The sequence below is a fragment of the Rhizobium redzepovicii genome (assembly GCF_019793435.1).
Taxonomy (GTDB): Bacteria; Pseudomonadota; Alphaproteobacteria; order Rhizobiales; family Rhizobiaceae; genus Rhizobium; species Rhizobium redzepovicii.
This window is the reverse complement of the sequence record NZ_JAILYH010000019.1, coordinates 39,455-61,060: the sequence shown is the minus strand read 5'-3', so window position 1 is coordinate 61,060 and position 21,606 is coordinate 39,455. Positions and strand designations below refer to the sequence as shown.

General features: G+C 60.8%; 19 protein-coding genes and 1 pseudogene. 10 read left to right on the top strand and 10 right to left on the bottom strand.

Annotated elements, in window-relative coordinates:
* Positions 1 to 133 precede the first annotated feature (133 nt).
* The 4 genes from K6N12_RS26660 (at position 134) to K6N12_RS26645 (ending at position 5,071) form a co-directional block, all read left to right on the top strand.
* Entirely contained in the window at positions 134 to 1,543 is a 1,410-nt protein-coding gene (locus K6N12_RS26660) for a circularly permuted type 2 ATP-grasp protein (RefSeq protein WP_097626502.1), read from the top strand.
* Positions 1,543 to 2,484 (top strand): alpha-E domain-containing protein, encoded by a 942-nt coding sequence (locus K6N12_RS26655; RefSeq protein WP_097626500.1) that lies wholly within the window; start codon positions 1,543 to 1,545, stop codon positions 2,482 to 2,484. The genes K6N12_RS26660 and K6N12_RS26655 overlap by 1 nt, the downstream gene beginning before the upstream one ends.
* A 12-nt stretch (positions 2,485 to 2,496) precedes the next feature.
* Complete coding sequence (locus K6N12_RS26650) at positions 2,497 to 3,321, top strand: transglutaminase family protein (RefSeq protein WP_097626498.1); 825 nt, start codon at positions 2,497 to 2,499, stop codon at positions 3,319 to 3,321.
* A 487-nt stretch (positions 3,322 to 3,808) separates the two neighbouring features.
* A complete protein-coding gene (locus tag K6N12_RS26645) occupies positions 3,809 to 5,071 on the top strand; it encodes an MgtC/SapB family protein (protein WP_097626496.1) in 1,263 nt (420 codons plus the stop codon).
* A gap of 124 nt (positions 5,072 to 5,195) precedes the next feature.
* Here K6N12_RS26645 and K6N12_RS26640 read toward each other — a convergent pair whose 3' ends face one another.
* Positions 5,196 to 5,945, bottom strand: coding sequence for an SDR family NAD(P)-dependent oxidoreductase (locus K6N12_RS26640; RefSeq protein WP_097626494.1), 750 nt, complete (start codon positions 5,943 to 5,945; stop codon positions 5,196 to 5,198).
* A 96-nt stretch (positions 5,946 to 6,041) separates the two neighbouring features.
* On the opposite strand from K6N12_RS26640, the gene K6N12_RS26635 reads away from it, so the two are divergent.
* Positions 6,042 to 6,659, top strand: a complete 618-nt coding sequence (locus K6N12_RS26635; RefSeq protein ID WP_097626492.1) for a TetR/AcrR family transcriptional regulator — start codon at positions 6,042 to 6,044, stop codon at positions 6,657 to 6,659.
* 19 nt (positions 6,660 to 6,678) lie between these two features.
* Here K6N12_RS26635 and K6N12_RS26630 read toward each other — a convergent pair whose 3' ends face one another.
* Positions 6,679 to 7,548 carry a helix-turn-helix domain-containing protein gene (locus K6N12_RS26630; RefSeq protein ID WP_097626490.1) on the bottom strand — a complete coding sequence of 290 codons (870 nt, stop codon included), beginning with the start codon at positions 7,546 to 7,548 and terminating at the stop codon, positions 6,679 to 6,681.
* A 167-nt stretch (positions 7,549 to 7,715) separates the two neighbouring features.
* Here K6N12_RS26630 and K6N12_RS26625 point away from each other — a divergent pair, with 167 nt between their 5' ends.
* Both K6N12_RS26625 and K6N12_RS34305 read left to right on the top strand, forming a co-directional pair.
* Positions 7,716 to 8,618 carry a DMT family transporter gene (locus tag K6N12_RS26625; protein ID WP_097626488.1) on the top strand — a complete coding sequence of 301 codons (903 nt, stop codon included), beginning with the start codon at positions 7,716 to 7,718 and terminating at the stop codon, positions 8,616 to 8,618.
* Positions 8,619 to 8,773: 155 nt separating this feature from the next.
* Positions 8,774 to 8,998: pseudogene (locus tag K6N12_RS34305) on the top strand (HD-GYP domain-containing protein); the annotation flags it as partial.
* Between the two features lie 82 nt (positions 8,999 to 9,080).
* Here K6N12_RS34305 and araD read toward each other — a convergent pair.
* The 6 genes from araD to chvE all read right to left on the bottom strand — a co-directional run bounded on the left by araD (position 9,081) and on the right by chvE (position 17,373).
* Positions 9,081 to 10,820 carry an L-arabinonate dehydratase gene (gene araD, locus K6N12_RS26620; RefSeq protein ID WP_097626486.1) on the bottom strand — a complete coding sequence of 580 codons (1,740 nt, stop codon included), beginning with the start codon at positions 10,818 to 10,820 and terminating at the stop codon, positions 9,081 to 9,083.
* Between the two features lie 62 nt (positions 10,821 to 10,882).
* The gene (locus K6N12_RS26615; RefSeq protein WP_097626484.1) at positions 10,883 to 12,316 is read right to left on the bottom strand and encodes an aldehyde dehydrogenase family protein; all 1,434 of its coding nucleotides are present in this window, start codon (positions 12,314 to 12,316) and stop codon (positions 10,883 to 10,885) included.
* Between the two features lie 35 nt (positions 12,317 to 12,351).
* On the bottom strand, positions 12,352 to 13,347 hold the full coding sequence (gene araD1, locus K6N12_RS26610; RefSeq protein ID WP_097626482.1) for an AraD1 family protein: 996 nt from the start codon (positions 13,345 to 13,347) through the stop codon (positions 12,352 to 12,354).
* A gap of 115 nt (positions 13,348 to 13,462) precedes the next feature.
* Entirely contained in the window at positions 13,463 to 14,674 is a 1,212-nt protein-coding gene (mmsB, locus tag K6N12_RS26605; RefSeq protein WP_097626481.1) for a multiple monosaccharide ABC transporter permease, read from the bottom strand.
* Positions 14,671 to 16,209, bottom strand: coding sequence for a multiple monosaccharide ABC transporter ATP-binding protein (gene mmsA, locus K6N12_RS26600; protein WP_064840274.1), 1,539 nt, complete (start codon positions 16,207 to 16,209; stop codon positions 14,671 to 14,673). Before mmsA ends, mmsB begins: the two co-directional genes overlap by 4 nt.
* Positions 16,210 to 16,308: 99 nt before the next feature.
* The gene (gene chvE, locus K6N12_RS26595) at positions 16,309 to 17,373 is read right to left on the bottom strand and encodes a multiple monosaccharide ABC transporter substrate-binding protein (RefSeq protein WP_003565744.1); all 1,065 of its coding nucleotides are present in this window, start codon (positions 17,371 to 17,373) and stop codon (positions 16,309 to 16,311) included.
* Positions 17,374 to 17,644: 271 nt separating this feature from the next.
* On the opposite strand from chvE, the gene K6N12_RS26590 reads away from it, so the two are divergent.
* Together K6N12_RS26590 and K6N12_RS26585 are read left to right on the top strand one after the other, a co-directional pair.
* Positions 17,645 to 18,652, top strand: coding sequence for a LysR family transcriptional regulator (locus tag K6N12_RS26590; RefSeq protein WP_131711390.1), 1,008 nt, complete (start codon positions 17,645 to 17,647; stop codon positions 18,650 to 18,652).
* 155 nt (positions 18,653 to 18,807) lie between these two features.
* On the top strand, positions 18,808 to 19,278 hold the full coding sequence (locus K6N12_RS26585) for a hypothetical protein (protein ID WP_097626479.1): 471 nt from the start codon (positions 18,808 to 18,810) through the stop codon (positions 19,276 to 19,278).
* A 6-nt stretch (positions 19,279 to 19,284) separates the two neighbouring features.
* On the opposite strand, the gene K6N12_RS26580 is transcribed toward K6N12_RS26585, so the two are convergent.
* Both K6N12_RS26580 and K6N12_RS35035 read right to left on the bottom strand, forming a co-directional pair.
* Entirely contained in the window at positions 19,285 to 19,575 is a 291-nt protein-coding gene (locus K6N12_RS26580) for a hypothetical protein (protein ID WP_097626477.1), read from the bottom strand.
* On the bottom strand, positions 19,566 to 19,631 hold the full coding sequence (locus K6N12_RS35035; RefSeq protein ID WP_375166088.1) for a hypothetical protein: 66 nt from the start codon (positions 19,629 to 19,631) through the stop codon (positions 19,566 to 19,568). Before K6N12_RS35035 ends, K6N12_RS26580 begins: the two co-directional genes overlap by 10 nt.
* 141 nt (positions 19,632 to 19,772) lie before the next feature.
* On the opposite strand from K6N12_RS35035, the gene iolG reads away from it, so the two are divergent.
* The gene (gene iolG, locus K6N12_RS26570; RefSeq protein ID WP_097626475.1) at positions 19,773 to 20,765 is read left to right on the top strand and encodes an inositol 2-dehydrogenase; all 993 of its coding nucleotides are present in this window, start codon (positions 19,773 to 19,775) and stop codon (positions 20,763 to 20,765) included.
* Positions 20,766 to 21,606 lie beyond the last annotated feature (841 nt).

The window sequence follows — 21,606 nt, the reverse complement described above, 5'->3', positions numbered from 1 at the left end:
ATCCGCCACCTCGCTTCCACCGCCCGGATTCCCCTGTTTCCCGCAACGCAAAATCTTTTCCTCGAACTGCGCATGGTTCTTGCATTGCAATTTGCGTTGTATTCAAATGAACAAAAAAGGGGAGCACGCACCTTTGGCATTTGATGAAATGATTACCGGGGACGAAAGTCCTCGCCCGCCTTATGAAAAATATTTTGAGTGGTACAACAGCCAAGACCGGTCGCATCTGATTGCCAAATCCCGCGATGCGGAAAACATCTTCCGGAAGACCGGCATCACTTTCGCGGTCTACGGCCATGCCGATAGCTCCGAAAAGCTCATCCCCTTCGACATCATCCCGCGCATCATCTCCGCCCGCGAATGGCGCAAGCTCGCCCAGGGCATCGAGCAGCGGGTGATCGCGCTCAACGCCTTCTTGGACGATATCTACCACAAGCAGGAGATCATCCGCGCCGGCCGCGTCCCGCGCGAGCTGATCGAGAACAACGTCACCTTCATCCCTGAGATGATCGGCTTCCGCCCGCCGGGCGGCGTCTACACCCATATCGTCGGCACCGACATCGTGCGCACCGGCGAGGACCAGTTCTACGTGCTGGAGGATAATGCCCGCACGCCTTCCGGCGTCAGCTACATGCTGGAAAACCGGGAAACCATGATGCAAATGTTCCCGGAACTCTTCCATGAGAACAAGGTGCAGCGCGTCGAAGACTATCCCTATCTCTTGCGCCAGAGCCTTGCTTCGCTCGCCCCTCCCGGCTGCAGCGGCAAGCCGCGCGTCGCGGTGCTGACCCCCGGCATCTACAATTCGGCCTATTACGAGCATTCCTTCCTCGCCGACATGATGGGCGTCGAACTGGTCGAAGGCTCGGATCTGCGCGTCATCGACGGCAAGGTGAAGATGCGGACGACCCGCGGTTACGAGGCGATCGACGTGCTCTACCGCCGCGTCGACGACGATTTCCTCGATCCGCTGACCTTCCGGGCCGATTCCGCACTCGGCATTCCCGGCATCATGGATGTCTACCGCTCCGGCAACATCACCATCGCCAACGCGCCCGGCACCGGCATTTGCGACGACAAGGCGATCTATTCCTATATGCCGGAGATCGTCGAATTCTACACCGGCAGCAAGGCGCTGCTCGAAAACGTGCCGACCTGGCGCTGTTCGGAGACATCAAGCCTGAAATACGTGCTGGAGCATCTTGAGGAATTGGTCGTCAAGGAAGTGCACGGCTCCGGCGGCTACGGCATGCTTGTGGGACCGACGGCCTCGAAGAAGGAGCGCGCCGATTTTGCCGAGAAGCTGAAGGCCAAGCCGAACAATTATATCGCCCAGCCGACGCTGTCGCTCTCCACCGTGCCAATCCTCGTCAACAAGGGCATTGCGCCGCGCCATGTCGACCTGCGTCCCTATGTGCTCGTGTCGGACAAGGTTCAGATCATTCCGGGCGGGCTCACCCGCGTGGCGTTGAAGCAGGGCTCGCTGGTGGTCAATTCCAGCCAAGGCGGCGGCACCAAAGACACCTGGGTATTGGAGGACTGATGCTCGGAAGAACCGCAAACGGCCTCTACTGGATGTTCCGGTACATCGAGCGCGCCGAAAATATCGCCCGCCTTGTCGATGCCGGGCTGCGAATGTCGCTGACCCGCAGCAGTGCCGGCGACGACAACTGGGATGGCGTGCTGCAAAGTGCCGGCGTTCGCGAAGCCTATGACGAGGGCCACACGAAGCTGACCAATGCCGATGCGATCGACTATCTCCTGCGCGATCGCGCCAACCCGTCGAGCGTCATGTCCTGCATCGAGTCCGGCCGCAACAATGCCCGTATGGTGCGCACTGCGCTGACGCGAGAGACCTGGGAAGCGACCAACGAATGCTGGATCGACCTGAAGTCGCTGCTCGAAAAGCGCGTCAAGCCGGCCGAAATGCCTGAAGTCATCGACACCATCAAGCGCCGCGCCGGTCTCATCCGCGGCGCCTTCCATGGCTCGACGCTGCGCAATGAACTCTATAATTTCGCCCGCATCGGCACCTTCATCGAGCGGGCAGACAATACCAGCCGTATTCTCGACGTGAAATATTACGTGCTGCTGCCTTCGGTCTCGGCCGTCGGCTCCTCGCTCGACAACGTCCAGTGGGAATCGATCCTGCGCTCGGTCTCCGCCCACCGTGCCTATAGCTGGGCCTATGACGGCGAATACCGGGCGATGAACATCGCCGACTTCCTGACGCTGAACGTGCAGATGCCGCGTTCGCTCGCCTATTGCTACGAGAAGATCGTCAGCAATCTCGGCTATCTCGCCCAGGATTACGAGGCGCGGCTGCCTGCCCACGATACCGCCGATGCAATCCGCACCACGCTGCAGACGCGGGCGATTCGCGACATCATGGATCAGGGCCTGCACGAGTTCCTGGAGGATTTCGTCTCGCGCAACAACCAGCTCGGCGCGGAAATTTCCGACGGCTACCGGTTCTACGTTTAAGCGGATCAGAACATGAGACTGAAAATCAGCCACCTCACCGAATACCGCTACGACGAACCGGCGCAGTTCTCGCTGCAGCGCCTCAGGCTGACGCCGCCGACAACAGCCGCCCAGAAGGTGCTCGGCTGGTCGCTGAACGTCGAGGGCGCCAAGCCCGAGGTGGAATATGACGACCAGTACGGCAATCACGTCAACCTGGTCTCGCTGGAAGGCGCACAGCACCTGACGCGCATCTTCGCCGAAGGCGAGGTCGAAACGACTGATAATAACGGCGTCACCGGCCCGCATACCGGCTTCTGCCCGCTTTGGCTCTTCCTGCGCGAAACGCCGCTCACCAAGGGCGGCAAGCTGGTCAAGGAGCTGATCAAGGGGGTCGCTGGCGATAACGAACTTGCCCGCATGCATGCGCTGATGGCAGCAATCCATGAGACGGTCGACTATAAGCCCGGCACCAGCAACACCGCGACGACGGCCGAACAGGCGCTGGAAAGGAAGAGCGGCGTCTGCCAGGACCATGCCCACATCTTCATTGCCGCCGCCCGCGCCCTGCAGGTACCGGCCCGTTATGTCTCGGGCTATCTGATGATGGAGGAAAAGGTCGAGCAGGCGGCGACCCATGCCTGGGCCGAAGCCCATATTCCCGGCCTCGGTTGGGTCGGTTTCGATCCCGCCAACGAGATCTGCCCGGATACGCGTTATGTCCGCGTTGCCTCCGGCCTCTGCTACCGCGACGCCGCCCCGATTTCGGGCATGCGTATCGGCACGCCGGGTGAAACGCTGTCGGTGACCGTGAAGGTCGAGGATGGCGGCCAGATGCAAAGCCAGAGCCAGAGCTAAGCGGCATCGGCCGCTCGGAAGAGCGAGATCCAAATCTCGGCTCCCTTGCATGCGCGCACCGGATTTCGACGGTCTTCCAGGGCTGATATCTATGTGCTCAACTGCTGGCGACATCCGGCCTTTCCCCCTCGAAGGGCCATGGCTGGGCCTATCCATCGCGCGGCGGCGATCTCCTGCAGATGGATTGGTCTCGGCCGCGCCGTTTCACCAGCACGTCACGCCGCCAGACGATGCGGAATTCGGACAGCCTATCGAGGCCCGATATCCGCCGCCAACACCTGTCGGGTATCACGCATGGACATGGCTCAACGAGAAGCATCCCGGCTCGCATCAGGCGAACGCAGCCAACGTTGATCCGTCGCAATGACCGGGCCGCATGGCCGTGGTTGGATTTCAGAAACAAGCAGAGCGGAATACACCGTCGTCGTGGCATATTGGGCAGAAGCTCCCGCGAAGACGGCCTGGCTGACAATGTCTGGATCTTCGGATGATGACTTCATTGGTGATGACGGACGCATTCCAACGTCTCAGCCTGGCGCTTGCGATCGGCATCCTCGTCGGGATCGAGCGCGGATGGCGCGAACGCGAGGCTGCGCCGGGCAAGAGAGTGGCGGGCATCCGCACCTATGGCCTGTCGAGCTTCCTCGGCGGCTTTTGCGGTTTTCTGCAGCCGATCACAGGACCGATCCTGCCGACGGCCATCTTCGTGTTCTTCTGTATCACAGTGCTCGTCTTCAGCGGCATGCAGGCAGCACGGGAGAAAGATTACAGCGCGACCGGCACCATCGCCACGATAACGGTCTTTGCGCTGGGCTTCGGTGCCGTCGTTGCGGATATGACGGCGACTGCGGCGAGTGCCGTCGCGATCACCGCGCTTCTGGCGGCGCGGGAGCCGCTGCATGGATTTCTCCGGAAACTGACCTGGCTCGAATTACGGGCCGCGCTGATTCTGCTGACGATGACGGTCGTCATTCTTCCGATTCTACCCGACGAGGCGGTCGATCCCTGGCAGACGATCAACCCTTTCGAGCTTTGGATGATGACCATCCTGATCGGTGCGGTTTCATTCGCCGGTTACGTCATGATCAGGCTCAGCGACGCCAAGGCCGGGATATTGCTGACCGGGGCCTGCGGCGGCATCGTCTCGTCGACGGCGCTGACGCTTTCCTTCGCCCGCCAGTCGACGCAGACGCCCGCCCTCTCGCCGCTGCTTTCGGCCGGAGCGATGCTGGCGGGAGCCGTATCCCTCAGCCGGGTGCTGTTGATCTGCGGCGTCATCGCGCCTGATATACTGAAGGAGCTTGCGGCATCGCTCGGCCCGGCTGCCGCGATCCTTGCCGTGGGCGGTTGCCTCGCCGGATTGTCGCGGCGCTCCGATGGCGGTTCCGATTTTTCGCCGCGAAATCCGCTGGAAGTGATGGTCGTCATCCGCTTCGCGCTTCTGCTTGCCGTCGTGACCATCGTGACGCGGGCAACTTTGGCAGTCTTTGGAACCCAGTCGCTCGTCGCGGTCGCTTTCATCACGGGGCTCGGCGATCTCGATGCCATTACCCTCTCCATCGCCAAGCTGTCGTCGCAGACCGTACCTGCGGACGCGGCCGCACATGCGATAGCGGTCGCCGCCTTTGCCAATCTTCTGGCGAAAACCGGTCTTGCGGCAACGACAGGAAGCACTGGTTATGTGGTTCGACTGGCGATCACGACCGGCATAGCGACACTTGCAGGCGCCGCCGGCTTATTTCTGGCGTGAACAGCCGTCGCGGGCGCGATATCCCTCAGCCCCGGCGCTTTTGCAAATCATGGACGAAAGCGTCGACGATATCGGCAGTGGAGCGGCATTTTTTTCGGCGGTGAATTGTCGCCGGTGTTGATGATCACACTGAGGCGCCGCCGTCGATGACGATATCCTGACCGACGATATAGGAGGCGGCTGTGGATGCGAGCCAAAGCGCTGCAGCGGCAACCTCGTCGGTCGTTGCCACCCGTTTGGAAGGATTGGTGGCGGCGACGCGAGCGTCACGCGCCGCTCGATCCTCACCGGGACGGATGGAAAGGGGTGTATCCACCGGCCCCGGGCAAAGACAGTTGATGCGGACGCCATGCGGAATGGCTTCCAGCGCCGCCGTGCGCGTCAAGCTGCTGACGGCAGCCTTTGAGGCGGCATAGGCGCCCATGGTGGGGCGCACGATCCGCGCGCCGATATTCGAGCCGATGTTGATGATCGCGCCGCCGCCCGTCGCCTTCATGACCCGGATTTCGTGCTTCATCGACAGCCAAAGCCCGGTCACGTTGACATCAAAGACATGGGCGAAGGCTTCAGCCGCCATTTCGTCGACCGCGCCGCTGAGCACGATACCGGCGGCGTTCACAGCAACATGCAACGGTCCTACCTGGTCGACCAAGGCGCCGACCGACCGCTCATAGGTCACATCGGCTGAAACGGCGAACGCTTCACCACTCCCCTCGCGGATGAGGCGCGCGGTCTCTTCCAGTTCCTCCTGCCGTCGCCCGGCCAACACCACCCTGGCCCCGGAATTGGCGAAGGCAATCGCGATGCTGCGCCCGATGCCGCTGCCGGCGCCGGTGATAAGGGCTGTCTTGCCGGAAAACTCTAAGCTGGCCATGGCTCACCTATTTATGTGTCAATCAGCACAGAAATATGCTATTGCACCGACCCTGTCTAGAGATTTATATGTCGCTCGACACAGAATGAGGCACCCATGGCTGAACGAGGGCGACCAAGGAATTTCGACCGCGCGCAGGCACTGGACCGGGCGCTGATGGCGTTCTGGCAGAACGGCTTTGCGGCGACATCGATGAACGATCTTGTCGAGGCAATGGGGATCAACTCGCCGAGCATCTACGCAGCATTCGGATCGAAGGAAGCGCTGTTCGCCGAGGCCGTGCAGCATTATCACACAGCTTATGCGGACGACCTGCCGGCAGCACTGAAAAGCGCGCCCGACGCCGCCGGCGGCATCGAAGCCATGTTGGAGGCGGCGGTGGAACTGTTCACCCGCGCGAATAGGCCGCATGGCTGCTTTGTCGTGAACTCCGTGGCGAGCAATGCGCCGAACGGGATCGAAATAGAGCAGACCCTGAAAGAGCTGCGGCAGGGACGGTCGAAGCAGATTGCCGAGCGCCTGACCGAAGATGTGCGCGGCGGCAGACTTCGGGATGATACACCCGTTCAGGAACTGTCGGACCTTTACGCTGCCATCCTTCAAGGCCTCGCTCAAGGCGCGCGCGATGGTCTTGCCAAGGAGCGCCTGCTGACAATCCCCCGCCATTCGAGGGCTCTCATTTCTCCGTGGATGGCAGACAAGAACTCTCGCTAGCGGGAGCGGGCGCCCTGTCTCACGGCAGGCTTCGCCACTCCCCTGGCGGCACGCCGGTGGTCGCTTTAAAAGCTTTGGAAAAATGGCTTTGTGACCCGAAGCCGCAGGCGGAGGCAACGGTTGCAAGGCTGTTTTCGCGGTTGCGAAGGAGCCTTTCTGCTTGCTCGATCCGCCGCGCCGCCACGTAGCGATGCGGAGGCATGCCGAAGCTGACGCGAAACATCTTGGCAAAATGAAAGGTGCTCAAGCCGGCTTCCCGTGCCAGCCGATCAAGCGTCAGCGCCTGCTCGAGGTTGGCGTCGATGTAATCAGCAGTACGGCGACGCACCGAGGGTGAAAGCCCTCCGCGCACGGCCTCCTGCCGCGCCTGCCGATTGTGCGATTTCAAGATCCGATGAATGAGAAGCCTACAAACCGCATCGAGAGCGACACGGTCGCTCTTTTCCTGCCAGTTCAAAGGCAAAACCCCTCCCCGGACAATCATCGCCATCGCCGGATCATCACAAAACGTCAGATCCATCAGATCGATATGCCTCGGGTCGATGTCGAACGACGTCAGCGCTTCATAAGCGAGGAGCTCGGGATCGACGTAAAGATGAAACATCCTCAGTGGCCCGCCAATATGCCATTGGCTTTTGTGTTCGGCCGGCAAGAGGCAAAGCTTGCCCGGTGCTCCGCCCGATAGCCGCTTATCCTCGCGAATGACCCTTTCGCCGCCGTCAAGATAGATGCTCAGCGTGTGATGATCGGGGCGCTCGTAGAACGCTTCTCCTGCGCGGTTGGTCCACTCCGCAAGCGACAGTCCCCGGTCGACCGAGCCGGAGCGCTGCAGGCATGCGCCGGATCTTGAGAGCGCTTCTTTAACTGTCAGACGGTGTTGCTGTTCCATGATCCATCGGGGCCTCGTCTCACGAGTTTGAATGGGACGGCGCAGCCGATCAATAGGGCCAAAGGCAAAAAACCCAAGAATATACAATGCCTCCACGGTCTGCGGCATAGACCTGGCTGTTCGGCTCGATATCGATCCTCCCATTGTCGTTGACGGAGTGAAAGACCATGACCGGCCTCTGCTATGCTTTAACCGTGCTGATCTGGGGCACCACCTGGATCGCCATCAAGAACCAGCTTGGCGTCGTTCCGATTGAAGCGTCGATCGCCTACCGCTTCGCCCTCGCCGGCGTGATATTATTTGTAGGCCTGACGGTTGCGAAGAGGCTTCAGCCCATTCCCTTGCGTCATCATCCCTATGTGGTCCTGCAGTCGATCTGTCTCTTTTCCTGTAATTTTCTTTGTTTCTATATCGCCGAAACCTTGGTGCCGAGCGGCATTGTTTCGGTGATCTTTTCAGCTGCGACAATCTTCAATCTTGCCAATGGCATGGTCGCATTTGGCCAGAGGCCGTCGGCGCGCATTCTCCTGGGCGCGGCCTTCGGCGTTGCCGGCATTGTCTGCCTTTTCTGGAATGAAGCTGCCGCCGCCGCATTCGACCGCAACGTGGTGATCGGCGTGATGCTCGCCCTCCTCGGGACATGGTTCTTTTCGGTCGGCAACCTGGTGTCCGTACGCAACAGGAAGCACGGATTGTCGGTGACTTCGGTAAACGCATATGGAATGCTCTACGGTGCGGGCATCGTCTCGGCATTCGCCGCCATTCGGGGTGTTGAATTTACCTTCGATCCTTCAGCGTCCTATGTCGGCTCTCTCCTTTATCTCGCAATTTTCGGCTCCGTAATCGGGTTTACCACCTATCTCACCGTCGTTAATCGGCTGGGAGCAGCCAAAGCCGCTTATATGACCGTCCTCTTTCCCATCGTTGCCCTGACGATTTCGATGTTTTTCGAAGGTTATCAGCTCGGTCCATTGGCGGCTCTCGGGCTCTGCGCCGTACTGGTTGGAAACGTGCTGGTTTTTTCACCAGTGCCTCGACTGGCCGTTTTTACCCGGCGCTTTCGTCTCTGATGTCAGAGCGAATTTCCTTTGACCCCCTCCCCGAAGCGTCTCGGCTGGCCGTTTCGTCGCGCGTCGGGTGCGGTTCACGTCGCAGGCAAAATGGTCGGTTCGGTTGGAAGCGCTGGAGGCCGGCGCCACGGATTTTTTGGCCAAGCCCTTCGACCCGCTGGACGGAAACCGGCTATCCCAAAGGCCTGTCCAGCGACGCAATCCACATCGACGCACGATCGTCGCGGTTGCCGACGTCTTCGAAGCGCTCTGCTCCGATCGGCCATGTAACAGGCCTGGCCGGTCGAGCAGGCTTACGCAAAAATAATTGCCTGCAGCGGATCGCACTTCGATCCGCCTGCATTGCCACTTTCCGGCGCACGGCAGTCTCGAGCGCCTGAGCGCGCCATTCCGCGCGAACGGCGGACAGAAAAGGCGGGGTTTTGCCCCGCCTCATCAACGATCAATTTCGGATGCACCCGGTTAGTGGCTGTCCTTGCCAACCGCGTTTCCGCGACATCCCTTGAGGAAGTCGAGGTCGGCGCCGGTATCGGCCCCTTCGACATGCTGCTGATGCAGGAAGGCATAACCTGATGTCGGCAGGTCGTGGTTCGGCTGCCATTCGGCCAGCCGGCGCGCCAGTTCCTCGTCGGAAATGTCGAGATGCAGACGACGGTTCGGCACATCGAGCTCGATCATGTCGCCATTCTTCACGACCGCAAGCGGCCCGCCGACCGCCGCTTCCGGCGAGGTGTGCAGCACGACGGTGCCGTAGGCGGTTCCGGACATGCGGGCGTCGGAAATGCGCACCATGTCGAGGATGCCCTTCTTCAGCACCTTCGGCGGCAGTCCCATGTTGCCGACTTCGGCCATCCCTGGATAACCCTTCGGCCCACAGTTCTTCATGACCATGATGCAGTTTTCGTCGATGTCGAGATTGTCGTCGTTGATCTTGGCCTTGTAATCGTCGATGTCCTCGAACACGACTGCCCTGCCCTTGTGCACCAGGAGATGCGGCGAGGCCGCCGATGGCTTCAGCACCGCGCCCTTCGGCGCCAGATTGCCGCGCAGCACAACGATGCCGCCCGAAGAGGTCAGCGCCTTTTCAGCGGGCAGGATGACATCCTCGTTCCAGTTGACGACGTCCTTGACCTCGTCCCAGACAGTTTCGCCGGAGACCGTCAGCGCATCCTTGTGCAGCAGGCCCGCTTCGCCGAGGCGCTTCAGCACCACCGGTAGACCGCCGGCATAGAAGAACTCTTCCATCAGGTACTTGCCCGACGGCATCAGGTTGACGATTGTGGGAACGTCGCGGCCGCAGCGGTCCCAGTCGTCGAGCGACAGATCGATGCCGACGCGGCCGGCAATCGCAAGCAGGTGGATGACGGCATTCGTCGATCCGCCGATCGCCGCATTGGTGCGGATGGCGTTTTCGAAAGCCTGTTTCGTCATGATCTCGGAGGGCTTCAGATCGTCCTTGACCATCTGCACGATGCGGCGGCCGGTCAGTTGCGCCATCACCTTACGGCGGGAATCGACGCCAGGGATCGCGGCATTGCCTGAGAGCGCCATGCCGAGCGCTTCGGCCATCGAGGCCATAGTCGAGGCGGTGCCCATCGTGTTGCAGGTGCCCGACGAACGGCTCATCGAGGCTTCCGCCTCGAGGAACTCGGCCTGCGTCATCTCGCCGGCCTTCACCATTTCGGAGAACTTCCACAGATGCGTACCGGAGCCGACGCGTTCGCCGCGGAAATAGCCGTTCAGCATCGGCCCGCCGGTGACGACAATCGACGGCAGGTCGCAGGAGGCGGCCCCCATCAGAAGCGACGGCGTGGTCTTGTCGCAGCCGACCAGCAAGACACAGCCATCCATCGGCTGGCCGCGGATCGCCTCTTCCACCGCCAGTGCGGCAAGGTTGCGGTACATCATCGCGGTGGGGCGGAAGGTGTTTTCGGATGCGGAAAATACCGGCACCTCGAGCGGGAAGCCGCCGGCCTCCCAGACGCCCGCCTTCACCTTCTCGGCGAGCTCTCTCAGATGACCGTTGCACGGGGTCATATCCGACCAGGTGTTGAGGATGCCGATTACCGGCCTTCCATCGAACAGGTCGTGGGGATATCCCTGGTTCTTAAGCCAGCCGCGGTGATAGATCACGTCGCGGCTCGTGCCGCCGTACCATTCCTGCGACCTCAGCCTGCGCGGCCATTCTGCTTTTTTCTTCATAGTCTCTGTCCTTCAGGATACCCCCTGATCGCCTCGTACGATCAGGGTTATCGCACTTCGTCTCAAGCCAGCGTGTAGGCGGTCTTGACGGTTGTGTAGAATTCGGCGGCGTACTTGCCCTGCTCGCGCGGGCCGTAGGACGAGCCCTTGCGGCCGCCGAAGGGGACGTGGAAATCGACGCCGGCGGTCGGCAGGTTGACCATGACCATGCCGGCTTCCGAATTGCGCTTGAAGTGCGTCGCATGTTTCAGGCTGGTCGTCGCGATGCCGGCCGAAAGCCCGAACGGCGTGTCGTTGGCGATGGCGAGCGCCTCGTCATAATCCTTCGCCCGGATCACCGAGACCACAGGTCCGAAGATCTCTTCGCGCGAAATACGCATCTGGTTGGTCGCTTCGGTAAACAGCGTCGGCTGCAGGTAGAAGCCGGGCGTGTCGCGGGAAATCACCTCGCCGCCGAAGGCGAGCTTGGCGCCTTCCGACTTGCCGATCTCGATATAGTCGGTATCGGTCTTCAGCTGCCGCTCGTCGACGACGGGGCCGATATGCGTGCCGGCTTTCAGCGCATTGTCGACGACGAGCGTCTTCAGCTTGTCGGTCAGCGCCGCGACGAACTTGTCGTGAATGCCTTCGGTGACGATCAGGCGCGACGATGCGGTGCAGCGTTGGCCGGTGGAGAAGAAGCCGGAATTGGCGGCGGCCTCGACGGCGACCGACAGATCGGCGTCGTCGAGCACGACCATCGGGTTTTTGCCGCCCATCTCCAGCTGGAACTTGCGGTTATGCTCGATCGAGGCGGCGGCGACGCGCCGGCCGGTGCCGGTGGAGCCGGTAAAGGTGATGCCGTGAACGTCGGGGCTTTCGAGCATCGCCTGTCCGACGACCGAGCCCTTGCCCATGACGAGGTTCAACACGCCCTTCGGCAGGCCGGCGCGGTTGAGGATGTCGACGATCGCCCAGGAACAGGCGGGCACCAGTTCGGCCGGCTTGAAGACGACGGTGTTGCCGTAGCAAAGCGCCGGCGCGATCTTCCAGGCCGGGATGGCGATCGGGAAGTTCCACGGCGTGATGATACCGATGACGCCGAGGCCCTCGCGGGTGATTTCGACGCCGATGTTCGGGCGTACCGACGGGATGACTTCGCCGGCCAGCCGCAGGGCCTCGCCTGCGAAAAATTCGAAGATCTGCGAAGCGCGGATGACCTCGCCGGTGGCCTCAGGCAGGGTCTTGCCTTCTTCGCGGGCAAGCAGCGCGCCGAGCTCGTCCTTGCGCGCCATGATCTCGTCGCCGGCCTTCTTCAGGATGACGTGGCGTTCCCAGATGCCGGAGCGCGACCAGGCCGGGAAAGCGGCCCTGGCGGCGGCGATGGCGTTCTTGGTGTCTTCGGCGCTGCCGTCGGCATAGAGGCCGACGACTTCGTTGGTATCGGACGGATTGATGTTCTTCGTCGCGTTGGTGCCGACCCATTCGCCGGCGATCAGGTTTTGATAAATGGTCATGGGCTGAATGAGCCTCCTTTACCGTTTATGAGAAATTAGAGCTGCCTGACGGCAATCTCTTCTTCGGCGGCCACCTTCAGCGGATTGCGCAGCGGCAGGCCGAATTCGGCGACTTCGATTTCGAAGACATCACCCTCTTCCGCCTTGATGCCGTCGGCGAAGGAGAGCGTCGCCGTGCCGAACATATGGACATGGACATCGCCCGGAACACGGAAGATGCCGTATTTGAAATGGTGATATTCGAGATTGGCGAAGGTGTGCGACATGTTCGCTTCGCCGGACAGGAAGGGCTTTTCGAAGATCACCTTGTCGCCGCGCTTGATGCGCGAGGTGCCGCGGATGTCGTCCGGGGCGGCGCCGATGCGGATTTCCGGACCATAGGCGGCGGGGCGCAGTTTCGAGTGGGCCAGATAGAGATAGTTGATCCGCTCGGTGACGTGGTCCGAAAACTCGTTCGACAAAGCGAAGCCGATGCGGAACGGCGAGCCATCGCTGGCGATCACGTAAATGCCAGCCATTTCAGGCTCTTCGCCACCATCGAGCGCGAAAGAGGGCGAGACGAGCGGCGCGCCCGGGGCGGCAGCGCCGTAGCCGTTGCCCTTGTAGAACCATTCGGGCTGCACACCCTTTTCGCCAGCCTTCGGCTTGCCGTTCTCGAGACCCATCTTGAACATCTTCATCGAGTCGGTCAGCGTTTCCTCGGCCGCCTCGCTGGTCTTCTTGTGCATGGAATCACGGGTGGCGGCGGAGCCGAGATGCGTGAGACCAGTGCCGGTCAGATGCAGGTGGGCAGCGTCCGGATGGGTGATCGGCGGCAGGAAGCGGCCTTCCGCATAGACCTTCTCAAGATCGACGGCATCACCGTAACCATGCGCCTCGATGACTGAAGCAAGCGACTTGCCGCCGTCGGCGGCTTCCATCGCCAGCGCATAGACGCTGCCGGCATTCTTCACCGATCTTGCAGCGCCGCCCTGCTTGCGCACGGCGACGACGATCTCTCCGTTGGCACCCTTGATCTGGGAAATAAGCACGACTTCGATCCTTCTCGTTCCGGCGAAGACCAGGAAAAGCTCCGCCTGTCCGGCTCCATCAGGAGCCGGAATTGATCACTCATATGACTGCGAATGCGGGGCTGCGCTTGAGCGCTCAGCCCTTGTTCTTGTTGTAGACGTCGAAGAACACGGCGGCGAGAAGCACCGCGCCCTTGACCATCTGCTGCGAGTCGGTGCCGAGGCCGTGGATCGACATGCCGTTGTTCATGATGCCCATGATCAAGGCGCCGATGACCGCACCGGTCACCTTGCCGACGCCGCCCTGGGCCGACGCGCCGCCGATGAAGCAGGCGGCAATGACGTCGAGTTCGAGGCCGAAGCCGCCCTTGGCCGTCGCCGAATTGAGGCGCAGCGCCACGATCAGGCCGGCGAGACCAGCCAGCAGGCCCATATTGGCGAAGGTCAGGAAGGTCAGCCGCTCGGTGTTGATACCGGAAAGCTTGGTCGCCTTCTCATTGCCGCCCATGGCGTAGATGCGGCGGCCGATCGTGGTGCGACGGGTAATAAAGGCGTAGGCCGCGACCAGGGCCAGCATGACGACCAGCACGTTCGGGAAGCCGCGATAGATCGACAGCTGGTAGCCGAGCGCCAGAATGGCGATGGTGACGAGGGCGTTCTGGGCGAGGAAGAAGCCCAAGGGCTCGACATCATTGCCATGCTTCTCGTTCGACAGCCGCTTGCGCCATGCGAGATAGAAGAGCGCGACGGCGCCGATCACGGTCAGAATGATCGAGGTCGAGTTGATGCCGCCCATATCGAACAGGTTCGGCAGGAAGCCGATGCTGATCAGCTGGAACTCCGGCGGGAAAGGACCGATGCTGGTGCCGGTCCCCGATGCGGTCATCACGAACAGCGTCAGCCCGCGGAAGACCAGCATGCCGGCGAGCGTGACGATGAAGGACGGGATCTTGTGATAGGCGACGAAATAACCCTGGACGCCGCCGACGAGCGCACCCATGGCAAGGCATACGACACCCGCCAGGACATAGTTGGTGTGCCATTGCACGGTCATCACCCCGGCGATGGCGCCGATGAAACCGACGACGGAACCGACCGAAAGATCGATATGGCCGGCGACGATGACCAGCAGCATGCCGAGCGCCATGATGACGATGAACGAGTTCTGCAGGATGATGTTGGTCAGGTTGAGCGGCCTGAAGAGAACGCCGCCGGTCGAAATCTGAAAGAACACCATGATCGCGATCAGCGCGATGAACATGCCGTATTCCCGGATGTTGCCGCGAACGTAGTCTCCGATCGAGACGACGCGCCCTTGCTCAGCGATGGGTTGGTTGATCGGCGTCATTGTTTCTTCTCTCCTGAGCGCATGATGGCGCGCATGATGGTTTCCTGGCTCGCTTCTCCCTTCGGCAGTTCCGCAACGATACGCCCTTCATTCATGACGTAGATGCGGTCGCAGGTGCCCAGAAGTTCCGGCATTTCCGACGAGATCATCAGAACGGCTTTGCCGTCAGCCGCGAGCTGATTGATGATAGTATAGATTTCGTATTTTGCACCCACATCGATACCGCGCGTCGGCTCGTCGAGGATCAAAACATCGGGATTGGAGAACAGCCACTTCGACAGCACCACCTTCTGCTGGTTGCCGCCGGAAAGATTGACCGTTTCCTGGAAGATGCTGGAAGAGCGGATGCGCAGCTTCGAGCGATAGTCGGTAGCGACTCGGGATTCCTTGACGCTGTCGATGACCGATGCATTCGACACCGCCTTCAGATTGACCAGCGTCGTATTGTGCAGGATCGTGTCGTTGAGCACCAGGCCGAGCTGCTTGCGGTCTTCGGTGACATAAGCGAGACCGGAATCGATCGCCCGGCGCACGGTGCTGACATCGACCGGCTTGCCGTGCATCAGCACTTCGCCGGATACTTTGTGCCCGTAGGATTTGCCGAACAGGCTCATGGCGAATTCGGTGCGCCCCGCCCCCATCAGACCGGCGATACCGACGACCTCGCCCTTGCGGACGGTGACGTTGATATTGTGCAGGACCTGACGGTCGCGGTGATGCTGGTGATAGGCGTTCCAGTTCTTCACTTCGAGAATGGTTTCGCCGATCGGCACCGAACGCGGCGGGTAGCGGTCTTCGAGATCGCGGCCGACCATGTTGCGGATGATGATGTCTTCACTGATCTCGTCCGCGTGACAGTCGAGCGTCTTGACCGTCATGCCGTCGCGCAGCACGGTGATCTGGTCGGCGACCTTACGGATTTCGTTCAGCTTGTGGGAAATGATGATCGAGGTGATGCCCTGCTTGCGGAATTCCATCAGCAGCGTCAGCAGCGCGTCGGAATCGCTTTCGTTGAGCGAGGCGGTGGGCTCGTCGAGGATGAGCAGCTTGACGCTCTTCGACAGCGCCTTGGCGATTTCGACGAGCTGCTGCTTGCCGACGCCGATGTCGGTCACCAGCGTGTTCGGAGATTCCGACAGGCCGACCTTCTTGAGCAGCTGCTTGGTGCGATTGAACGTCTCGTCCCAGCTGATGACGCCGCTCTTGGCATTCTCGTTGCCGAGGAAGATGTTCTCGCCGATCGACAGCAACGGCACCAGCGCCAGTTCCTGGTGAATGATGACGATGCCGATTTCTTCGGAATCCTTCAGGACCTTGAAGTTGCGCGTCTCGCCTTCATAGACGATGTCGCCGTCATAACTTCCGGTGGGGTAGACGCCCGATAGGACTTTCATCAGGGTCGATTTGCCGGCCCCGTTTTCGCCGACCAATGCGTGAATTTCACCCTTGCGAACCTTGAGGTTCACGTTCTCCAGCGCCTTGACGCCCGGGAACGTCTTGGTGATGCTCCGCATTTCGAGGATGGTATTGTCCATAGTCAAAGTTCCAGCGCCGTGAGCCGCCAAGCGGCTTGGCGATCATAAAATCGAAGACCGGAACCCGCAAGCGCGGGTTCCGGCCTCCTGCTTAACGTCTTACTTCAGCTTGTCTTCAGAGTAGTAACCGCTGTCGACGAGGATCTGCTTGTAGTTGGTCTTGTCGACGGCAACCGGCTTCAGCAGGTAGGACGGAACGACCTTGACGCCGTTGTCGTAGGTCTTGGTGTCGTTGACCTCAGGCTCCTTGCCGGACATGACGGCATCGACCATGGCAACGGTGACCTTGGCGAGTTCGCGGGTGTCCTTGAAGATCGTCGAGTGCTGTTCGCCAGCGATGATCGACTTGACCGACGGGATTTCAGCGTCCTGGCCGGTGACGATCGGCAGCGGCTGAGCAGCCGTACCGTAACCAACGCCCTTCAGCGAGGAGATGATACCGATCGACAGACCGTCGTAAGGCGACAGAACGGCGTCGACCTTGGCGTCGGTGTAGTTAGCCGAGAGCAGGTTGTCCATGCGGGCCTGGGCCGTTGCCGGATCCCAACGCAGGGTGCCGACCTTGTCCATGCCGGTCTGGCCGGACTTCACGACGAGCTTGCCGGAGTCGATGTAGGGCTGCAGGACGGACATGGCGCCATCATAGAAGAAGAAGGCGTTGTTGTCGTCCGGCGAACCGCCGAAGAGTTCGATGTTGAACGGGCCCTTGCCATCCTTGAGGCCGAGGCCGTCAACGATGGAGTTTGCCTGCAGAACGCCGACCTGGAAGTTGTCGAAGGTCGCGTAGTAATCGACATTGCCCGAATCGCGGATCAGACGGTCATAAGCGATGACCTTGATGCCGGCGTCATGAGCCTTCTGAAGAACGTCGGAAAGCGTCGTACCGTCGATCGAAGCGATAACCAGAACCTTGGCGCCCTTGGTGACCATGTTTTCGATCTGCGAAAGCTGGTTCGGAATATCGTCGTCGCCATACTGCAGGTCCGTGGCATAACCGGCAGCTTCGAGCTGCTTGACGATGTTGTTGCCGTCGTCGATCCAGCGGGCCGAAGCCTTGGTCGGCATGGCAATGCCGACGGTGCCCTTGTCGGCGGCCATTGCCGGTGCAACGAACGAAGCGACGCCGAAGGCAGCCGCAGCCATCAATGAGATAATGGACTTCATTTCTCTCTCCCTTGTTAATAGAGCAGCGGACGAAAAATCGCCCGCCCCGAAACTGTGGCAGGTTCCGTATTGGATAGTTACTTCAGATGGTGAGAAACGAAGTAGGTCTCCTCCACGATCTCACACGTGTTGAGTGCCAACCAGCACACGGCGGCAAACTGGTATGGATTCCTATAACTGTCAAATAGAATAACTGGTAAAGTGCATAACAATTTTGGTATATCGTTAAAAAGTATTACTTTTGATGGAGCGCAGCGAGGAGGCTGCAACCATGACGATTGTTTCAGAGCCCATTTCGATGGACCATGTCGATATCCACAGCGATAGTTTCGGCAATGACAGCCTTTTACGTGCAGGACTTAAGCTGAATCACCTGCGGATGATCGTCGCAATCGAAGATAGCGGACAGATTTCCGCAGCTGCGGAAGTCCTGAACATTTCACAGCCCGCGGCATCGCGCATGCTGTCCGAAATGGAATCAATTACCAAGACCCAGCTCTATGAACGCGTCGCTCGCGGCGTGGTGCTGACGACCTTCGGCGCAGCACTTGCCAGACGGGCGCGGAAGATCCTCCTGGAGCTGCGCGAGGCGAGCCGCGAGATCGGCGAACTGAAGAGCGGCAAGGGCGGCTCGGTCTTCATCGGCGCGGTGACGGCGCCGGCCATGAGCCTCGTCGTGCCGGCGATCAACAGGGTGCGCAAGGCCTATCCCGGCATCGAGATCAACATCCAGGTGGAGACCAGCAACGTGCTCGCCCGCGAACTGCTCGCCGCCCACCACGACTTCATCATCAGCCGCATTCCCGACGATCTCAACCCGCGCCTGTTCGAGGTGACTGAGATCGGCATCGAGCGCGCCTGCCTGATCGTGCGCAGCCGCCATCCGCTGCTGAAAAAGAAAAAGACCAGCAGCCTTTCCGACATCAGGGATTACGACTGGGTGTTCCAGCCGCCGGGCACGCTGCTGCGCCGGACGATCGAGGATATTTTCCTGTCGCGCGGCGTGGCGCTGCCGGAAAATATCGTCAACACCTCGTCGCTGCTTTTAACCTGCGCCATCGTCTGCGAAACCGATGCGATCGCTCCTGTCGCCACCGACGTCGCCCAGTTCCTCTCCAGCCAAAGCGCCAGGGCTTCCGACGTGCGCACGCTGCCGATCGATTTCGACATCAACGTCAAGCCTTACAGCCTGATCACCGCCAGGGAACGGGCGCTGCCGCCGAGCGCCAGGCTACTCTACGACATCATTCTGGAGGAAAGCCTGAAGCAGTCAGGCTGACGCGGCCCGCAAGCCCGGCGCCATCTTGCCCATCTTAAATGCGCGCCGGAGCAATTCCAGCAAAAGGCGCCAGCGGTTTTTGCGTCCGGGAATTGCGTAAAAAATTAGAGCACGTCGGGTGTTTCGAAGAACCGGAACACTCTTGAGGATTCGGGATGCTGTTCGGACAGTCGGTATTTCAATCAGTGCTCGAACGGCTGAAGGCCGAGGACGAGACGGCTGAAGAGGCCAAAGCGCCCTCCTCCCACCGTGTGGCAGGCCTCGGCACCGGCTTGGCTTTCGATGTCATGGAGGGCGTCTCGGTCGCCTCGCAGCGGATCGGCGAAGCCTATTTCGACAATCTGGATCTCGACGCCGCCGCCAGGTTTACCGAGAAACCGGCGGCTTTGCCGGAACCAGAGCCCGCAATGCCCGACCATCTCACCCGCACGGCGCCGCAAGAGGTTGCCGCCGAACTGGCGATCTCGGCCGCCGACACGCCGCTGACGCTCAGCGAGAAGCGCCGCGCCTTCGCCCGCGCCAATCATCCCGACGGTGTCGCGCTCCCCTTCCGCGAGAATGCGACGAAACGGATGATGCTGGCCAATCTGCTGATCGACGAGGCGCTGCGGCGATTGGGCCGCTGACTGGTTTCAGTCTGCCTGCCCGTCCCTGGTGGGCTTTTCCGCGGATATCTCCGCAAGCTCTTCCTCTCCCTCGTCATTGATGTCAGGCTCGGCCATCGCCTGGGTGACTTCAGGCTGCGGATTGAAGGTCCAGAACAGCATATAGAAGGAATAGGCGCCCGCCGCGGCCGAAAGCACCGCCCAGAAGGGATCGCCGCCGACAATCTCGAACGCCGCCCAGCCGAAGCAGACGGCAACGATGGCGACACGCACCCAAAGGCGCCGGTATGCCGGATGGTTCGGATCAATCAGTTGCATCTGTGCCCCGCGGTCGCATATGTCACCGTGCCCATGGCATGTGTCACACCGGCCATGGCATTTGTCGCGCTTGTCTTTAGTTTGAATCTTGCAAATGTGAAAGAGCGGCGGGCTTGACGCGACGCAGAGAAGATGGAATGAAAATTCCAGATTTTTGGCAATTCGGTTTATTTGTTCCGAATTCAAGGGAGGTTGCTATGACAGTGAGATTTGGTCTTCTCGGCGCCGGCCGCATCGGCAAGGTTCATGCGAAAGCCGTCAGCGGCGACGCCAATGCGACGCTGGTCGCGGTGGCCGACGCCTTTCCGCAGGCGGCCGACGCCATCGCCTCCGCCTATGGCTGCGAAGTGCGCACCATCGAGGCGATCGAGGCGTCCAAGGATATCGACGCCGTCGTCATCTGCACGCCGACCGATACCCATGCCGACCTGATCGAGCGCTTCGCCCGCGCCGGTAAGGCGATCTTCTGCGAAAAGCCTGTTGATCTCGACGTCGCCCGCGTCAAGGCCTGCATCAAGGTGGTGGAAGAGACCGGCGCCAAGCTGATGGTCGGCTTCAACCGTCGCTTCGACCCGCATTTCATGGCGGTGCGCAAGGTGATCGACGACGGCAAGATCGGCGATGTCGAAATGGTGACGATCACCTCGCGCGATCCCGGCGCCCCGCCGGTTGATTACATCAAGCGCTCGGGCGGCATCTTCCGCGACATGACGATCCACGATTTCGACATGGCCCGCTTCCTGCTCGGCGAAGAGCCGGTCTCGGTGCTGGCAACCGCCGCCGTCCTCGTCGACAAGGCGATCGGCGAAGCCGGCGATTATGACAGCGTCTCGGTGATCCTGCAGACCAAATCCGGCAAGCAGGCCGTCATCTCCAACTCCCGCCGCGCCACCTATGGCTACGACCAGCGCATCGAAGTGCACGGCGCCAAGGGCATGGCCGCGGCCGAAAACCAGCGCCCGGTCTCGATCGAAGTGGCAAACGGCGATGGCTACACCCGCCCGCCACTGCATGATTTCTTCATGACCCGCTACACCGAAGCCTACGCCAACGAAATCGCCGCCTTCATCGCCGCGATTGAAAAGGGCACGAAGATTTCGCCTTCCGGCGCCGATGGCCTGGCGGCTCTGGTGCTTGCCGATGCGGCGGTGCAGTCGGTCAAGGAAGGCAAACTCGTCAAGATCGGCTGACAGCTGGCTTTTGAACGGATAGATTTGAGATGGCCGGGTGTTTTGCCCGGCCGTTTTGCGTTTGTGCATAGCCCTATTCCCCACTGTTTTGCTCCGGAAGTTCCTCATCCTCCGTCATGCGCAGCCGAGCACCCACGCCACATCCGCCGGCAGTCGTAGGTGCGTTTGCGCCAAGCGCGCACTCAGCGAAGCGGATGAGGCGTCACCGGGCGGGCGCTATAACAGGCATGGGAAAGGAACCCGCGCCATCCGAAATGTCGAGGGCCTGTTTGGCGGCAGCGTATCTCCAGCCTCTGTCATTCCAGGCCTTGAGCCTGGAATCCATGGCCGCAGCCGATCGAGCCGGCCAAAGGTTCAGAGCGTTTGAAGGACCCCTCCTCACAAGGGGGAGGGACTAAGATGCCGCACCGCTTGCGATGACCTTCACCGAAACAATTTGTAGTGCCGCGACAGCAAGCAAGACTTCGAATTCGGGCGCCGTCGGGCGCGACGGGTTAAGCCCCTCCCCCTTGTGAGGAGGGATTGGGCGGGGTCTTGGGCAGCCACATAGCACCGCGGACGCGACCTCTCCCGCCGTCATTCCTGTGCTCGTCACAGGAATCCAGCCACCGCGCGTCGGCGCGGTGAATGACTCTCATTCGACGAGAAAGTGTCTCCCGCGCCCAAAGACTTGGCGCACTGGATTCCTGTGACGGGCACAGGAATGAGGATGCATGAGGAGATGCGACCTGCTCATTGTCAGTGGTGGATCCGGCTTAACTGACGGTGGGTGGCGCTATAACGGTGCCGAACCAGCTTGTGGCATGGGTGTTTGGGCGCTTTATCTTCCTGGAAATATCTT